This is a genomic window from Achromobacter veterisilvae, assembly GCF_037619525.1.
GTDB lineage: Bacteria > Pseudomonadota > Gammaproteobacteria > Burkholderiales > Burkholderiaceae_B > Achromobacter > Achromobacter veterisilvae.
The window spans coordinates 24,629-40,501 of record NZ_CP148753.1 but is presented as its reverse complement, the minus strand read 5'-3'; the positions used below and the strand labels follow the sequence as shown (position 1 = coordinate 40,501).

Sequence of the window (15,873 nt, the reverse complement as noted above, 5' to 3'; positions counted from 1 at the left end):
GTGTCAGACACCCGGAAGTGATTACCGCACCCGCATACCCGGCTTGGCGCCGGGGAACGGTTCCAGCACGTAGATACCCGCGTCGACCGACTCGTCCGCATGGCTGGCGGCCAGCACCATGCCTTCGGATACGCCGAACTTCATCTTGCGCGGGGCCAGGTTGGCCACCATGACGGTCAGCTTGCCGATCAGGTCTTCGGGCTGGTAGGCCGACTTGATGCCGGAGAACACGTTGCGGTGGCGGCCTTCGCCCACGTCCAGCGTCAGGCGCAGCAGCTTGGTCGAGCCTTCCACGTGTTCGCAGTTGACGATCTGCGCGATGCGCAGGTCGACGCGGGCGAAGTCGTCGATGGAGATGGTGTCGGTCAGCGGTTCGCCGCCGGGCACCACCGCCGGGGCGGCGGGCGGTTCGAACAGGTCTTCCAGCATCTGCGGTTCGACGCGCTGCATCAGGTGCTTGAACGGCGCCACGCGCTGCGGCAGCGCCGAGGCGTCGGCCCAGGTGAACGGAGCCTGCGCGCCGAAGAGTTCCAGCGCCACGCGTTCGGCCAGGGCCGGCAGCACCGGCGCCAGCATGACCGACAGGGCCTTGAAGCCCGCCAGCGAGCGCGAGCAGATGTCCTGCAGCCTGGTCTTTTGTTCGTCGTCCGCCGTGGCGATGCCCTTGGCCAGGACCCAGGGCTGCGCGGTGTCGAACGCCTGGTTGATGCGGTCGGCGTAGGCCATGATCTCGCGGATGGCGCGGTTGTATTCGCGGGCCTCGAACGCGGCGCGGATGGATTCCGCCTGTTCGGCGTATTCCGCGGCCAGCGCGGCGGTGTCGCCGGCGTAGGCCAGCACGCCGTCGAAGTGCTTGGTGATGAAGCTGGCGGCGCGGCTGGCGATGTTGACGTACTTGCCGACCAGGTCGCTGTTGACCCGGGCGATGAAGTCGTCGGGATTGAAATCGATGTCTTCGACCCGCGCGTTCAGCTTGGCTGCGATGTAGTAGCGCATCCACTCGGCGTTCATGCCGAGTTCCAGGTAGCGCAGCGGCGAAATGCCGGTGCCGCGGCTCTTGGACATCTTTTCGCCGCTGACCGTGATGAAACCGTGCACGTTCACCGCGTCCGGCGTCTTGCGGCCGGCGAACTTCAGCATCGCGGGCCAGAACAGCGCGTGGAAGTACACGATGTCCTTGCCGATGAAGTGGACCTGTTCGGTGCTGCCGGCGGGGTCGAGCAGGGCGTCGAAATCCAGGCCCTTGAGCGCGCAGTACGACTTCAGCGAGGCCAGGTAGCCCACCGGCGCGTCCAGCCACACGTAGAAGTACTTGCCCGGCGCATCCGGGATCTCGATGCCGAAATAGGGGGCGTCGCGGGAAATGTCCCAGTCGCCCAGCTTGGCTTCGCCATCGTCCGCGCCCAGCCATTCGCGCGTCTTGGCCAGCATTTCGGGCTGCAGGTGCTTGGTGCCGGCGGCGTTCGAGCCGGTGGTCCATTGCTGCAGGAATTCCACGCAGCGCGGATCGGACAGCTTGAAGAAGAAGTGGTCCGACGACTTCAGCACGGGCGTGGCGCCGGTCAGCGCCGAGTACGGGTTGATCAGGTCGGTGGGCGCGTAGACCGCGCCGCAGACCTCGCAGGAATCGCCGTACTGGTCCTTGGCGTGGCACTTGGGGCATTCGCCCTTGATGTAGCGGTCGGCCAGGAACATGCCCTTGACCGGGTCGTAGAACTGCTCGATGGAGCGGGTCTCGATCAGGCCCTGGGCCTTCAGCGCGCGGTAGATATCGTGCGACAGCGCGACGTTCTCGGCGGAATCGGTGGAGTGCCAGTGGTCGAAGCGGATGTGGAAACCGTTCAGGTACTGCGGGCGTTCCGCGGCGTAGCGGGCCACCAGCGCCTGCGGCGTGATGCCTTCCTTTTCCGCCTTCAGCATGATGGGCGCGCCGTGCGCGTCATCCGCACCCACGAAGTGCACCGTGTGGCCCGCCATTCGCATCGAACGAACCCAGATATCGGCCTGGATGTACTCCATGATGTGGCCGATGTGGAAAGATCCGTTGGCGTAGGGCAGCGCAGTGGTGACAAAAAGGGTGCGAGACATGGTTGTCGATAGAGGTTGAGGGAAAAGGAGTTGGCCGGCCATTTTAGGGCAACGGCGAAGACTTGCCTGGCGGGGGCGCCGGGAATGGCCCGTCCACGGCTCGGCCCGCCCGTCGCGGCGGGCGGATCAGGCGGGATTCAGGGCGAGGGGAAGCGGCGGGATCGGGCGGCGAGGCCGCCTTGCGGACGCATGAAGCCGACGCCCGCTTGCGCCGCGGGCATCGGGAAAGCCGCCGTCAGCGGATTTCGCGGGCTTCGACGTCGATCACGTCGCCGCGCGGTTGCGTGGCGAAGGGGGCGGCGGCGGACTGGAACGGTCCGGTGCGGGCGCCCTGGCGCTGGCTCCAATAGGCGCGGACGCCGAAAGGTCTGCCGCGCACCTTGGCGACCACGTACAGGATCGCCACGGCGATCGCCGTGGAAAGCATGAACACCAGCGCCATCGCCATGCCGATCAAGGCCAGGGCGGCGAATAGGACGGCACGAAAGAAGCGGATAAGTGTGTTGGTCATGAAGATCGGATGCAAAACGCAGCGAAAGGTTCCCGGTATCCGCTATCCTTTAGGGGATGGCGGCCCGCAGAAGCCGCGCTGCCTACGGAACCACAGTGATATGAGTATAACGATAGAAAACATCCGCGCCGCGCTGCGCGCCGCGCAAGACCCGAATACCGGCCTGGATTTGGGTGTTTCTGTAAAAGATCGTGACATCCAGTTGGGCGGCGGCCGCGTCGCGGTGGCGCTGGAACTGGGCTATCCCGCCGACGCCGTCAAGGATCAGGTGCGCCAGATCGCCGAAGCGGCGCTCGCGGACGCCGGGGTGCCCGGCGCGCAGGTCTCCGTGACCTGGAAGGTGGCCGCCCACGCGGTGCAGAAGGGGCTGAAGCCCCTGCCCAACGTGCGCAACATTATTGCGGTCGCCTCCGGCAAGGGCGGCGTGGGCAAGAGCACCACGGCGGTGAACCTGGCCCTGGCCCTGGCGGCCGAAGGCGCCAAGGTCGGCCTGCTGGACGCCGACATCTACGGCCCCAGCGTGCCGACCATGCTGGGCATCTCGGGCCGCCCCGAGAGCCTGGACAACAAGAGCATGGAGCCGCTGACGGGCCACGGCCTGCAGGCCAATTCCATCGGCTTCCTGATCGACGCCGATTCGCCCGCCATCTGGCGCGGCCCGATGGTGACGCAGGCCCTGGAACAACTGCTGCGCCAGACCAACTGGCGCGATCTCGATTACCTGATCGTCGACATGCCCCCGGGCACGGGCGACGTGGCCCTGACCCTGGCGCAGAAGGTGCCCGTCGTGGGCGCCGTCATCGTCACCACGCCGCAGGACGTGGCCCTGCTGGACGCGCGCAAGGGCTTGCGCATGTTCCAGAAGGTCGACGTGCCGATCCTGGGCGTGGTCGAGAACATGGCCATCCACATCTGCTCGCAGTGCGGGCACGCGGAACACATTTTCGGCGAGGGCGGCGGCCAGCGCATGGCCGAGCAATACCACACGCCGTGGCTGGGCAGCCTGCCGCTGACCCTGGCGATCCGCGAACAGACCGACGCCGGCACGCCGACCGTGGTGTCGGACGCGGGCAGCGAGGCCGCGGCGCTGTATCGCGGCATCGCCAGGAAGCTGGCCGCCGGCGTCGCCGCGCTTCCCCGCGACATGGCGGGCAAGTTTCCGTCCATCGTCGTGCAGCAGCCGACCTGAAGCATGCGGTGGGCAGCCCGTGCCTTCTTGGCAGGATGTTGTGTGATGGCGGGCGAGGCGCTGGCCAAGCGCCCGGAAATCATCGTGGACCCGGGCGGCGTGCCGCCGGCCGCGCTGCAGGCGATCACCGAGGCGGTTGACGCGATCGCGCGGCTGGCCGAGGACCAGGACGGCGGCGAAATCAACCGCCTGCGCCGGCGCGCGCGCGACGCGACGCTGGCGGCGCTGGCCACCCAGGGCTATTTCTCGCCGACGGTGACGCTCGAGGCCGGCACCGACATCGGCGGCGAAACCTGGGACATCGGCATCGTCTCCGGCAAGCGCACGACCGTCGGCTCGGTGGACCTGGCCTTCACGGGCCGGATCACCCGGCCCGAGTTCGCCGATCGCGTGCGCAAGCTGCGGGAAGACTGGCTGCTGAAGGCGGGCCAGCCCTTCATCAACAGCGACTGGAACAAGGCCAAATCGACCCTGCTGGACGAGGTGTCCTCGCGCGACTTCATGCTGGCACGCATGACCGCGTCGCAGGCCGAGATCGAGGCCGATACGGCGTCGGCCGCCTTGCGCGTCACGATAGACAGCGGCCCCCAGGTCCGCATGGGCGAACTCACCACCGACGGCCTGAAGCGGGTGCCGGAGAAGCTGGTCGAGCGCTACGTGCGCTATTCGCCGGGCGCCGCGTATGACCAGAACAAGCTGGACACCTGGCAGCAGGATCTGCAATCCACGGCTTTCTTCCGCGGCGCGTTCGTGTCGCTGGAACAGCCGGGCAAGGCGCAGCCGGCCCCCGCGCCCAACGCCGACCGGGCGCGCGCGCCGGGCTCGACCGACCTGGCCGCCGCCACGCCGGCGGGAGATCCCTCCGTGTCCGGCGCCATGCCCGCGCCGCCGCCCGCCTACGATTCGAACGGCGAGGTGACCTTGCCGGTGCAGGTGCGGGTGGTGGAAGCGCCGCCCAAGCGGTTCACGGGGTCGATAGGCGTGGACGACGAGGCCGGCCTGCGCGTGGAATCGCTGTACCGGCAGAACGTGGTGTTCGGCCAGCCGCTCACCATGGAGACGGGCTTCAGCGTGGACCGGCTGCAGCAGCGCGTCTACGCGGACTTCCTGTTGCCGCCGAATGAGCGCGGCTACAAGGACTCCTTCGGCCTCCTGTACGACCATTCCGACATCCAGGGGCTGGACGTGACGCGTTACGCCCTGGGCGCGACCCGCCTGCAAGAGCGCAAGGGCGCGGGCGACAGCCGGGTCGAATACGAAACGCGCTGGGGCATGCTGCTGGCGCAGGATCACGTGAAGATCGATGGCGGCGACCAATACATCTTGCCGACCCTGACCGCCACGGCCGAATGGCTGCGCCGCGACGTGGACAACAAATACGATCCGCGCGAAGGCAACCTGATTGCGGTGGGCGGCGGCGTGGGCGTGACGCTGGACACGGGCGAACCCTACACCCGCGCCCGGCTGCGGGCCCAGAAATGGTGGCCCATCGGCAAGCTGGACGTCCTGACCGTGCGCGGCGAGGTCGGCCGGGTGTGGTCCAACAGCAAGGTGCGGGTGCCGGACGATTTCGGTTTCCGCACGGGCGGCGCGCGTTCGATCCGGGGCTACAAGTACCAGAGCATCGGCGTGCAGCGCGATGACGCCGTGGTGGGCGCGCCCACGCTGCTGGTCGGCAGCATCGAATACGACCATTATTTCAATGAGCGCTGGGGCATGGGCGTGTTCGTGGACGCGGGCGACGCCGCGGAATCGTTCGGCGACATGTCGATGGCGGTGGGCTACGGTGTCGGCGCGCGCGTGCGCACGCCGGCCGGCCCCCTGTTCCTGGACGTCGCCTACGGCCAGCGCGACCGCGACCTGCGCCTGCATTTCTCCTTGGGGATCGCGTTTTGAAGGGCTTGCGCAAATTCCTGCGCCAGGTGCTGGTGTGGTGGTTGCCGGGCCTGGCCATGCTGGCGGTGCTGGCGGGCGGGTTCCTGTTCTGGCTGGCCGGCTCGCAGAACGGCACGCGGCTGCTGCTGACCACCGCCGCCCAGCAATTGAACGGCCAGGCGCTGGACGTGAAGGGTTCGCTGTTGCGCGGCGTCTCGGTCGGCAAGCTGGATCTGGACGTGGGCGGCACCCGCATCGACATCTCCGATCTGCGCCTGAACGTGCACTGGCGCGCGCTGGGCGACCGCCTGCTGCACGTGCGCGAAGTGTCGGCGGGCACGGTGCGCGTCGCTCTGGCCTCATCGCCCGGCACGACGCCCGAGGAAGACGACGGCGAGCCGTTCTCGCTGCCCGCGCTGCCGGTGGACATCGCCGTGGACCGGGTGGCGCTGGGCGATTTCCTGCTGGAGCAGGACGGCCAGCCCCTGCCTGTGACCCTGGGCAATCTGGAGGCCACGTTCGCCGCGGGCAGGCAGGGAGCGCAGTTGCGCATCGCCAGCCTGCGCGTGGGCCACGAGGCGGGGCAGGCGGACATTTCCGGCCAGGCCGAACTGCAAGGCATGGCCGACCCCTGGCCGTTCGCTGCGCGCCTGGACGTGATCGCGCGCGGCGCCGGCTCCGATTCCCCGCTGTGCGAGGCCGACAAGCTGAGCAGCGTGTTCGAGCAAGCGCAGGGCGCCGGCAGGAAACCGGATCCCAAGGCCGGCGCCGGCAAGCGCGACCCCAAGGCCGCGGACGCCAAAGCTGCGGACGCCGCGTCCGCCTTGCCGTCCGAGGCGCCCCGGCCCGCTTGCCAGGTGGTGCTGCGCGCGGATGCCGCCGGCTCCCTGGATGGTATCCAGGCCAAGCTGGACGGCGAAGGTTCCGGCCTGCTGCTGGACGTGGCCGCCGACCTGGCGCCGCGCACGGCGCTGGTGCTGCGCAGCGCCCGGGCGCGGGCGCAATTGCCCGACCAATCGACCCTGGCCGCGCAGCTCGACCTGCAATCGGATACCGCCCAGGCGGCGGGCCGCGAGCGCATCGCGGGCACGATAAGCGCCCAGCGCCTGGATCTCTCGCCCTGGCTGGGCAAGGACATTCCGCCCGCGGTGCTGACCGTGCGCGGCGATGTGCGGGCCGACATCGAAAACCTGAGCCAATTGCGCCACGCCGCGGTGGACCTGCGTTTCGAAGAGGGCACGCGCTGGAACAGGCAGCCCTTGAGCGGCGCGCTCAAGGCCCAGGTGGACATCGCGGCGGCCGGTGACGAGCCGGCCTCTCCCGATGCCGATCCGCTGGCCGGGCTGCGCATCCACGGCCTGGACGTGGACCTGAAGCTGGGCCGCAACCAAATCCAGGCCACGGGCGAGCTGGACGCCCGGGACGGCGCGCTGTCGCTGGACGCCAAGGCGCCCCAGTTGGATGCATTCTGGCCCGGCATCCCGGGCGGCGCGGAACTCAAGGGCAAACTGACGGGCACCCTCGCCGCGCACCGCGGCGAGCTGGCGGCCGGCTACACGCCGGCCAAGCCGCGCCCGGGTGTGCTGGGGGAGGCGCCCGCCAAGGCCAACATCGCGTTTGCCGGCGCCTGGGGCAAGGGGCCGGCCGGCACGCCCGACGCCGCCCTGCCGGGGTGGCGCGGCACGTTCTCGCGGCTGACGGCCGAGACCGCCGGCTTCACCGTCGCGGCGGATCGGCCGGTCGCGCTGGCCTACCTGCCGTCCGCCATGGAGCCGCAATGGCAGTGGCAGGTGGGGCAGACGGCGCTGAGCCTGACCCTGCCCGGCAAGGAACGCGTGATCCTGGCGCACCAGGGGTCGCGGGGCGGCGGCAAGCGCTGGGAAACCGCCGGGCAGGCTGACAATCTGGTGATCACCGCCGCCATGGCGCGCCAACTGATCGGCGCGGTCGATCCCGAGGCCGCGGCCAAGCTGGGCAAGCGGCCCAGCCGCGTGAACGCGACGGTTCCGGAGGGCCAGCGCCGCATCGCGCTGGACGTGCTGTGGGATCTGAAGTTCGATGGCCGGCTGGGCGGCAAGGCGCGCATCGCGCGCCGCGAAGGCGACCTGCTGATACCGGGCGATCCTCCCATTCCGCTCGGCCTGAAGGCGCTGGTGCTGGACGTGACCGCCACGCCGACTTCCGCCAATGCCAGCCGCCTGGATGCCAAGGTCAATCTGGCGACCGACAAGATGGGCGTGATCAACGGCACCGGCACCGCCGTGCTGGCGGTGGACGCCAAGGGCGGCATGGCGCTGGACCCGCGGCAGCCGCTGCGCGCCAAGCTGGACGCCGACATCGCCGACCTGGCCTGGGTCGGCCTGTTCGTGGGCGACTCGATGGAGGTCGGCGGCACGGTCAAGGCCAATCTGGAAGCCCAGGGCACCCTGGCGGGCAAATGGTCGGCCAGCGGCAACATCCGCGGCGACAAGCTGCGCGTGGTGCGCATCGACGACGGCGTGCGGCTGATCGACGGCACGTTGTCCGCCCGGCTGGACGGCGACCGGGTGGTGCTGGAGAGCCTGCGTTTCCCGGCTTCGCTGCGGGTGATGCCGGCCGAATGGCGCACCAAGGAGTGGATCACCACCAACCCCGAGGCCAAGGGCGGCTACACCGAGGCCAAGGGGCAGTGGAATTTCATCGACGGCGGCGGCGACATCCGGCTGACCCTGTACCGCTTCCCGGCCCTGCAGCGTTCGGACCGCTACGCCATGGTGTCCGGCGTCATCGACGTGAAGGCGGCCATGCCGCGCATCGACATCGTGGGCGACCTGAAGGCGGACGCGGGCTGGTTCAGCCTGGAGATCCTGCAGGGCGTGCCTTCGCTGGACGACGACGTCAAGGTGCGCCGGCCGGGGGACGACCCCGGAGCGGTCTCCACGCCGCTGCAGGTCGGCATGAACCTGAAGTTCGACATGGGGCCGCGCTTCTACATCACCGGCATGGGGCTGGACGCCGGCCTGCTGGGCTCCATCCAGATCCTGCTGCAAGACGGGCGCCTGACCGGCGTGGGCGCGTTGCGCACCCGCGGCGGAGGCATCGAGGCCTACGGCCAGAAGCTGCGGCTGAGCCGCGGCACGCTGACCTTCCAGGGCCGCCTGGACAACCCGCTGCTGGACATCGAGGCGCTGCGCACGGGCGAACAGGTCGAGGCGGGCGTCAAGGTGGTCGGCACCGCGCAGCGGCCCCGCATCGACCTGGTGTCCTACCCGGACGTCAGCGACGTGGAAAAACTGTCCTGGCTGCTGCTGGGCCGCGGTCCGGACGAAAGCGGCGGCGACGCCGCGCTGCTGATGTCGGTGGGCACCGCGCTGCTGGGGGGCGGGCAGCCGTTCTACAAGCAGTTCGGACTGGACGACGTCAGCATCAAGACGGGCAACATCGGCAGCTCGGGCAGCATCCTGCCGGACCGCACGGTGGCGGGGGACGTAAACCGGGACAGCGACAGCCAGCTTGCCACGCAATTCCTGGTGGCCAGCAAGACCTTCGCCAACGGCATCACGCTCAGCGTCGAGCAGGCGCTCTCCGGCACCGACACCGTCGGCCGGGCCAGCTACCGCCTGGCGCGCGGCCTGTCGGTGGACCTGAAGGGCGGGGCGGTCAATGGCGTCGCGCTGGTCTACCGCACTTTCTGGGGGAATTGAGGCGCGGCCGGGCGGCCCTGTCCCGCCCGGCCCGCCGGCGGGGCTCCCGCTCTCGGGATAAAATGGGGTCCACTCCATTCCCTTGCACCATTCCCACCATGAGCATCAAGAGCGACCGCTGGATCCGCCGCCAGGCCGAAGCCGGCATGATCGAACCCTTCGAACCGGGGCAGGTCCGCACGGCCAATGGCGGGCGCATCGTCAGCTATGGCACCAGCAGCTACGGCTACGACGTGCGCTGCGCCGATGAATTCAAGATCTTCACGAACATCAATTCCACCATCGTCGATCCCAAGAATTTCGACGAAGGCTCCTTCGTGGATTTCAAGGGCGATGTCTGCATCATCCCGCCGAACTCGTTCGCGCTGGCCCGCACGGTCGAATACTTCCGCATTCCGCGCAGCGTGCTGACGGTCTGCCTGGGCAAGAGCACCTACGCGCGCTGCGGCATCATCGTCAACGTCACGCCGCTGGAACCCGAATGGGAAGGCCACGTGACGCTGGAATTCTCGAACACCACGCCGCTGCCGGCCAAGATCTACGCCGGCGAAGGCTGCGCGCAGATGCTGTTCCTGGAAAGCGACGAGGTCTGCGAAACGTCCTATCGCGACCGCGGCGGCAAGTACCAGGGCCAGCGCGGCGTGACCTTGCCGCGCACCTGAGGCCTCAGCGGGCCGGCGCGCGCGCCGGCCGCAGGTAATCGATATCCCATTCGCTTTCGGCGGTCTGGACGAATCCATGCCGCCGATAGAAGCGGTTCGAGTCGCTGCCGCGCAGCGCGCCCACGCGCACCGGCAGCCCGAGGCGGTCGGCCTCGTCCAGGATCCGCCGCAACACCTGGCCGCCCAGGCCTTCCCCTTGCGCGCCCGGCCGCAGGTACAGGTGGTCCAGGCGCAGGCCGTCGCCGTCCGGGCGCAGCGCGTAGAAGCCCAGGCGCTGCCCGTCCACCTCGATGGACCAGGTGCATTCCGGCCGGAACGTGCCGCGCAGGCGCGAGCGCGCCCGCTCCGGATCGAAACGGCCCAGCCGTTCCAGGCTTTCGCGCATGGCCTCGATGCGCAGCGCCAGCAACGCTTCGAAGTCCGCCTCGCCGACGGGTTCGTACCGGACGTCCAGCGCCGCCAGCGCGTCGTAGCCCCGCCCCAGGAACTGCAGGATGCAGATGCCGTGCCCGTAGGGATCGCTCAGGTGCGCGATGCGGCCCCATTCATGCGAGACGGCCGGGTCTTCCAGCCGCGCGGCCGCCGTCACCGCTTGCTCGACCGCGCGGTCCGCGTCTTCGACCACCACGTCCAGATGGACCGGCGTCCAGTGCCTGGCGTAGTCGCGCGGTTGCCGCGTCGCGCCGGCGGCGGGCGTGCCGGCCGCCTTTTCCAGCAGATAGATGGGCGCCTGCGCGCCGCGCATTTCGGCGGCCTGGGGGCCCAGACGGCGCCGCAGCCTCAACCCGAAGGCGCGGCGATAGAAGTCGATGGCATGTTCCAGATCGGGCACATCGATATTGACCAGGATACGCATGGGAGTTTTCTTCCGTCGGGGGCGGCCGGAAAACATAGCACGGGAGCGGGCCCCGGTGTGGACCCCGGATTGCTAAAGAACCCTCCGCCGCGTCCGTAAAGGACTCTAGATGTGTTTGCCGATTTGGCGCCGTCATTTCCGCAAGCGTGAGCAAAGCCCCATCCGTGCGTTACCCCCATATCCCCTGGCTGCCCCTGTTGTTCTATCCCGCGCTGCCGGTGGCCGCGGCGGGGGGGCTGCTGCTGTGGCGGGAGTGGCCGCCGGCGCTGACGCTGATCGTGCCGTTCATGCCCTGGGCCATGGCCTTGATCTGCGCGGCGACCTGCTTCATGTACCAGCGTTCGCAGACGCTGGCGCTGACGCTCTGCGTGCTGGCCGCCACGGCGTCCTGGCCGGCGCTGGCGCGGGATGCGCCCTGGGCGCTGGGCCCCGCCATGGCATGGTGGTCGCTGGCCTACGCGATCAATGCCCTGTGGTCCGAGCGTTCCAGCATGCTGCGGGACACGGCGGCGCGCGTGGGCATGATGGCGCTGGGCGCGGCGGCGATCGCGCTGGCGGGCAAGGACGGCGTGGCCGATGCGCTCGGCGTGCTGTCCGTGCAAGGCAAGCTCGCCCACCTGAACGTGCCGATCGAAGGGCTGATCGCGCTGCTGGCCACCGGCCTGGCGCTGACGCTGCTGCTTCTGCGCTATGGCCGTCCGCAGCAGGCCGGGCAATGGCTGGGCTTCGTGTGCCTGGCCTGGGCCCTGCCGCGCGGGGCGCAGCATCCCGTCGAACTGGCGCTGATGTCCGCCGCCGCGCTGACGGCGCTGTGCGTCTCGCTGGCGCACGAAGGCTTCCACATGGCGTTCCTCGACGAGCTGACCGGCCTGCCCGGCAGGCGCGCCCTGAACGAGCGGCTGCAGCGCATGGGCGGGCGCGTCTATGCATTGGCGATGGCGGACGTGGACCACTTCAAGGCGTTCAACGACACCCACGGCCACGACGTCGGCGACCAGGTCCTGCGCATGGTGGCGGCCCAGTTGCGGCGGGTGCCGGGCGGCGGGCATGCCTACCGCTTCGGCGGCGAAGAGTTCACGCTGGTGTTTCCGGGCAAGACCGCGGCGGAATGCAAGCCGCACCTCGAAAGCGTCAGGCGTTCCATCGAGGCCTACCAGATGCGCCTGCGCGACAAGCCGGCGCGTCCCAAGGCCGATCAGCTCGGCATGCGCCGGCGCGGCGGGCGCGACGGGCGCAACGCGCGCCCGCTGCGGGTGACCGTCAGCATGGGCGTCGCCGAACGCAGCGACGCACTGCGCGGGCCGGAAGCGGTGATCAAGGCGGCCGACCAGGCGCTCTACCGGGCCAAGGACGGCGGCCGCAACCAGGTGTGCGTGTACGGCGCGCGGCGGCGGGCCGGCGCGGCGTGAGCGGCCCGGCTATTTGCCCGACAGCGCCAGCGCCATCAGCGTTTCGTCGTGGAAGCAGCCGTTCACGCACAGCGCTTCGCGCTCGCGTCCGTATTCGGCGAAGCCCAGGCTGAGGTACAGGGCGGCGGCCGCGGCATTGTTCGAGGTCACGCTCAACTGCACGTGGCGGATGCCGCGCATGGCCCCGGCATGGTCGATGGCCGCCCGCATCAGCAGCTTGGCCAGGCCCCGGCCGCGCTGGGCGGGCGCGACGTACATGCTCCAGACGTGCGCCTTGTGCCGCATCTTCAGCTTGCGCTGCCGGGCCACGCCGACCATGCCTGCCAGCGCCTCGTCCTGGAAGACGCCGAACATCGCCCCATCGTCGGCCGGCGCGATCCAGCCGCGGATGTCCTCCAATGTCAGGGTATGTTCCTCTTCGTAACTCGATCCGAACGACTCGGGGGTTTCGACCAGCGCGTCCAGGCGTAGCTGGCGCAGGGCCGCGGCGTCAGCGGGGACGAGGCGTCGGACCAGGGGGGAGGGCATGGGAGGCAAGTGTTGGGAATAGGGAACGTTCGAGGGCGGTTTGGGCAGTATATAGGGGCGGCTTGCCTATAATGGAGGTTCCAATGCCGCTTGCGGTTTTCACAAAGGAGCCACTGATGTTCGGTTTCCTCAAGATAAACCAGGACGCCAAGCGCGACGAAGTCCAGGAAGAGTTCGTGGCGCGCGTGGCGGATGCCGCGCAGGACTTTGTCCACGTGGCCGGCCAGACCGGCGCCGTGCTGGACTACTCGCCGTCCAGCGTCCATGCGCTGGATGAAGCGCTGGAGGCCGCCCACCTCGGGACCCTGCCTCTGACCCCCATGCAGACCGTCGGCGCCGCCGCCTACCTCTACGAGGTCGGACGCCGCGCGCATGGCGGCCTGTACGAAGTGTGCGACGACGAGGATCCGGTGGTGCTGGTCTGCGGCCAACCGGGAACCGAGGTCTGCTTCGGCGCGATCGCCAAGGTCGAACGCCGGATCCGCTATGGGGCCGCCGAGGCCATTCCGCCTTATTTCGAGCAGTTCATGGCGGCCCTGCAGGCGGGCGAGGCCCGGACCATCCGCTAGGACCGGCGCCCGTTTCCGGCCCGGAATTCCGCGCTTTTGGCGCGCTGACAACGCTCGCGCATCCCTTCTGGGGATTTCCCGTAGGACTGTAAGAAAAACAGCCCTACAATTCGGCCATTCCCGCCTCCCCGGCGGGTGCTCGCGCCGTCTGTCATCAGGCGGATTTTTACTAGCTGTACACTCGCGCCGCGATACGCGTCCGATTCCGCCTTGCCCCCAGGAGCGCCCGCATGAAATTCCGCTTCCCCATTTTCATCATCGACGAGGACTACCGTTCCGAGAACGCGTCCGGTTTGGGCATCCGAGCCCTTTCTGCCGCGATCGAGGCCGAGGGCGTCGAGGTGATCGGGGTGACCAGTTATGGCGACCTGAGTTCATTTGCCCAGCAGCAAAGCCGCGCAAGCGCCTTCATCCTGTCGATCGACGATGAAGAGTTCGACGTGGACTCGCCCGAGGACGTGGCCGGCGCGATCAAGAACCTGCGCGCCTTCATCGGCGAACTGCGCTTCCGCAACGCCGACATCCCCATCTATCTGTATGGCGAGACGCGCACTTCGGAACATATCCCGAACGACATCCTGCGCGAACTGCACGGCTTCATCCACATGTTCGAGGACACGCCCGAATTCGTGGCGCGCCACATCATCCGCGAAGCCCGCAGCTACGTCGACAGCCTGCCGCCGCCGTTCTTCCGCGAACTGGTCAAGTACGCGCAGGACGGTTCGTACTCGTGGCACTGCCCCGGGCATTCGGGCGGCGTGGCGTTCCTGAAGAGCCCCGTGGGCCGGATGTTCCACCAGTTCTTCGGCGAGAACATGCTGCGCGCCGACGTCTGCAACGCCGTCGACGAACTGGGCCAGTTGCTGGACCATACCGGCCCCGTGGCCGAATCCGAACTGAACGCGGCGCGCATCTTCCACGCCGACCACTGCTTCTTCGTGACGAACGGCACCTCCACCTCGAACAAGGTGGTGTGGCACGCCAACGTCGCGGCCGGCGACGTGGTCGTGGTGGACCGCAACTGCCACAAGTCCATCCTGCACGCCATCACGATGACGGGCGCGATCCCGGTATTCCTGCGCCCCACGCGCAACCACCTGGGCATCATCGGCCCGATCCCGCTGGAAGAATTCCACCCGGACAACATCCGCAAGAAGATCGAGGCCAACCCCTTCGCGCGCGAAGCGGTGAACAAGAACCCGCGCATCCTGACGCTGACGCAGAGCACGTACGACGGCGTCATCTACAACGTCGAAATGATCAAGAAGCAGCTCGGCAGCTACGTCGATACGCTGCACTTCGACGAAGCCTGGCTGCCGCACGCGTCGTTCCACGAGTTCTACCAGGACATGCACGCCATCGGCCAGGACCGCCCGCGCAGCCAGGACGCCATGGTGTTCGCCACGCACTCCACGCACAAGCTGCTGGCCGGCATCTCGCAGGCCTCGCAGATCATCGTGCAGGAATCCGAGACCCGCAAGCTGGACCGCAACGTCTTCAACGAAGCCTACCTGATGCACACGTCCACCTCGCCCCAGTACGCGATCATCGCGTCCTGCGACGTGGCCGCCGCCATGATGGAGCCGCCGGGCGGCACCGCGCTGGTCGAGGAAAGCATCCGCGAAGCCCTGGACTTCCGCCGCGCCATGCGCAAGGTGGAGTCGGAATTCGGCAAGAACGACTGGTGGTTCAAGGTCTGGGGCCCGAACCGCCTGGTGTCCGAAGGCATCGGCAACCGCGATGAATGGATCCTGGAATCCAACGACCACTGGCACGGCTTCGGCGAAATGGCCGAAGGCTTCAACATGCTGGACCCGATCAAGGCCACGGTCATCACCCCGGGGCTGGACATGTCGGGCAGCTTCGGCGAAACCGGCATTCCCGCCGCGCTGGTCTCCAAGTACCTGACCGAGCACGGCGTGGTGGTCGAGAAGACGGGCCTGTATTCCTTCTTCATCCTGTTCACCATCGGCATCACCAAGGGCCGCTGGAACACGCTCCTGACCGCCTTGCAGCAATTCAAGGACGACTACGACCGCAACCAGCCGCTGTGGCGCATCCTGCCGGAATTCTGCCGCGACCATCGCCGCTACGAGCGCATGGGCCTGCGCGACCTGTGCCAGCAGATCCACGAAGCCTACCGCGAGCGCGACGTGGCCCGCCTGACCACCGAGATGTACCTGAGCGACATGGTCCCGGCCCTGAAGCCGTCGGACGCGTTCGCCCGCATGGCGCACCGCGAGGTCGAGCGCGTCGACATCGACAAGCTGGAAGGCCGCGTCACCGGCGTGCTGCTGACCCCGTACCCGCCGGGCATCCCGCTGCTGATTCCGGGCGAGCGCTTCAACCGCACCATCGTCCAGTACCTGCAGTTCGCGCGCGAGTTCAACGAGCGCTTCCCGGGCTTCGAGACCTACATCCACGGCCTGGCCGACGAAGTGGGGCCGGACGGCGAAAAGCGCTACTACGTCGACTGCCTGATCGAAGACTGACGCGCTCCGGA

At 68.5% G+C, this 15,873-nt stretch carries 11 protein-coding genes; 7 read left to right on the top strand and 4 right to left on the bottom strand.

Annotation, left to right across the window (positions count from 1 at the left end; all coding sequences use genetic code 11):
* Positions 1 to 21 precede the first annotated feature (21 nt).
* Positions 22 to 2,088 carry a methionine--tRNA ligase gene (gene metG, locus WHX56_RS00140; protein WP_338879865.1) on the bottom strand — a complete coding sequence of 689 codons (2,067 nt, stop codon included), beginning with the start codon at positions 2,086 to 2,088 and terminating at the stop codon, positions 22 to 24.
* Positions 2,089 to 2,323: 235 nt separating this feature from the next.
* Positions 2,324 to 2,599 carry a hypothetical protein gene (locus WHX56_RS00135; RefSeq protein WP_129240026.1) on the bottom strand — a complete coding sequence of 92 codons (276 nt, stop codon included), beginning with the start codon at positions 2,597 to 2,599 and terminating at the stop codon, positions 2,324 to 2,326.
* 100 nt (positions 2,600 to 2,699) lie between these two features.
* On the opposite strand from WHX56_RS00135, the gene apbC reads away from it, so the two are divergent.
* The 4 genes from apbC (at position 2,700) to dcd (ending at position 10,008) form a co-directional block, all read left to right on the top strand.
* The gene (gene apbC, locus WHX56_RS00130) at positions 2,700 to 3,788 is read left to right on the top strand and encodes an iron-sulfur cluster carrier protein ApbC (protein ID WP_338879864.1); all 1,089 of its coding nucleotides are present in this window, start codon (positions 2,700 to 2,702) and stop codon (positions 3,786 to 3,788) included.
* A 3-nt stretch (positions 3,789 to 3,791) separates the two neighbouring features.
* Positions 3,792 to 5,684, top strand: coding sequence for an autotransporter assembly complex protein TamA (locus WHX56_RS00125; RefSeq protein WP_338879863.1), 1,893 nt, complete (start codon positions 3,792 to 3,794; stop codon positions 5,682 to 5,684).
* On the top strand, positions 5,681 to 9,346 hold the full coding sequence (locus WHX56_RS00120) for a translocation/assembly module TamB domain-containing protein (protein WP_422393631.1): 3,666 nt from the start codon (positions 5,681 to 5,683) through the stop codon (positions 9,344 to 9,346). The genes WHX56_RS00125 and WHX56_RS00120 overlap by 4 nt, the downstream gene beginning before the upstream one ends.
* A 98-nt stretch (positions 9,347 to 9,444) precedes the next feature.
* Positions 9,445 to 10,008, top strand: a complete 564-nt coding sequence (dcd, locus tag WHX56_RS00115) for a dCTP deaminase (protein ID WP_008166733.1) — start codon at positions 9,445 to 9,447, stop codon at positions 10,006 to 10,008.
* A 4-nt stretch (positions 10,009 to 10,012) separates the two neighbouring features.
* Here dcd and WHX56_RS00110 read toward each other — a convergent pair whose 3' ends face one another.
* Positions 10,013 to 10,864, bottom strand: a complete 852-nt coding sequence (locus WHX56_RS00110; RefSeq protein ID WP_338879862.1) for a GNAT family N-acetyltransferase — start codon at positions 10,862 to 10,864, stop codon at positions 10,013 to 10,015.
* A 164-nt stretch (positions 10,865 to 11,028) separates the two neighbouring features.
* Between WHX56_RS00110 and WHX56_RS00105 the strand changes: the two genes are divergently transcribed.
* Positions 11,029 to 12,273 carry a GGDEF domain-containing protein gene (locus WHX56_RS00105; RefSeq protein WP_287753368.1) on the top strand — a complete coding sequence of 415 codons (1,245 nt, stop codon included), beginning with the start codon at positions 11,029 to 11,031 and terminating at the stop codon, positions 12,271 to 12,273.
* A gap of 9 nt (positions 12,274 to 12,282) precedes the next feature.
* Here the strand turns inward: WHX56_RS00105 and WHX56_RS00100 are convergent, their stop codons facing one another.
* Positions 12,283 to 12,801 carry a GNAT family N-acetyltransferase gene (locus tag WHX56_RS00100; RefSeq protein ID WP_287753370.1) on the bottom strand — a complete coding sequence of 173 codons (519 nt, stop codon included), beginning with the start codon at positions 12,799 to 12,801 and terminating at the stop codon, positions 12,283 to 12,285.
* A 116-nt stretch (positions 12,802 to 12,917) separates the two neighbouring features.
* On the opposite strand from WHX56_RS00100, the gene WHX56_RS00095 reads away from it, so the two are divergent.
* The gene (locus tag WHX56_RS00095; protein ID WP_129240019.1) at positions 12,918 to 13,370 is read left to right on the top strand and encodes a hypothetical protein; all 453 of its coding nucleotides are present in this window, start codon (positions 12,918 to 12,920) and stop codon (positions 13,368 to 13,370) included.
* A 230-nt stretch (positions 13,371 to 13,600) separates the two neighbouring features.
* Positions 13,601 to 15,862 carry an arginine/lysine/ornithine decarboxylase gene (locus WHX56_RS00090; RefSeq protein WP_129240018.1) on the top strand — a complete coding sequence of 754 codons (2,262 nt, stop codon included), beginning with the start codon at positions 13,601 to 13,603 and terminating at the stop codon, positions 15,860 to 15,862.
* Positions 15,863 to 15,873: the final 11 nt, after the last annotated feature.

What these genes read in the sequence shown, in the direction of transcription:
- metG (WP_338879865.1), bottom strand. Translation starts at nt 2,088, where the DNA reads ATGTCTCGCACCCTTTTTGTCACCACTGCGCTGCCCTACGCCAACGGA.
- WHX56_RS00135 (WP_129240026.1), bottom strand. Translation starts at nt 2,599, where the DNA reads ATGACCAACACACTTATCCGCTTCTTTCGTGCCGTCCTATTCGCCGCC.
- apbC (WP_338879864.1), top strand. Translation starts at nt 2,700, where the DNA reads ATGAGTATAACGATAGAAAACATCCGCGCCGCGCTGCGCGCCGCGCAA.
- WHX56_RS00125 (WP_338879863.1), top strand. Translation starts at nt 3,792, where the DNA reads ATGCGGTGGGCAGCCCGTGCCTTCTTGGCAGGATGTTGTGTGATGGCG.
- dcd (WP_008166733.1), top strand. Translation starts at nt 9,445, where the DNA reads ATGAGCATCAAGAGCGACCGCTGGATCCGCCGCCAGGCCGAAGCCGGC.
- WHX56_RS00110 (WP_338879862.1), bottom strand. Translation starts at nt 10,864, where the DNA reads ATGCGTATCCTGGTCAATATCGATGTGCCCGATCTGGAACATGCCATC.
- WHX56_RS00100 (WP_287753370.1), bottom strand. Translation starts at nt 12,801, where the DNA reads ATGCCCTCCCCCCTGGTCCGACGCCTCGTCCCCGCTGACGCCGCGGCC.
- WHX56_RS00095 (WP_129240019.1), top strand. Translation starts at nt 12,918, where the DNA reads ATGTTCGGTTTCCTCAAGATAAACCAGGACGCCAAGCGCGACGAAGTC.
- WHX56_RS00090 (WP_129240018.1), top strand. Translation starts at nt 13,601, where the DNA reads ATGAAATTCCGCTTCCCCATTTTCATCATCGACGAGGACTACCGTTCC.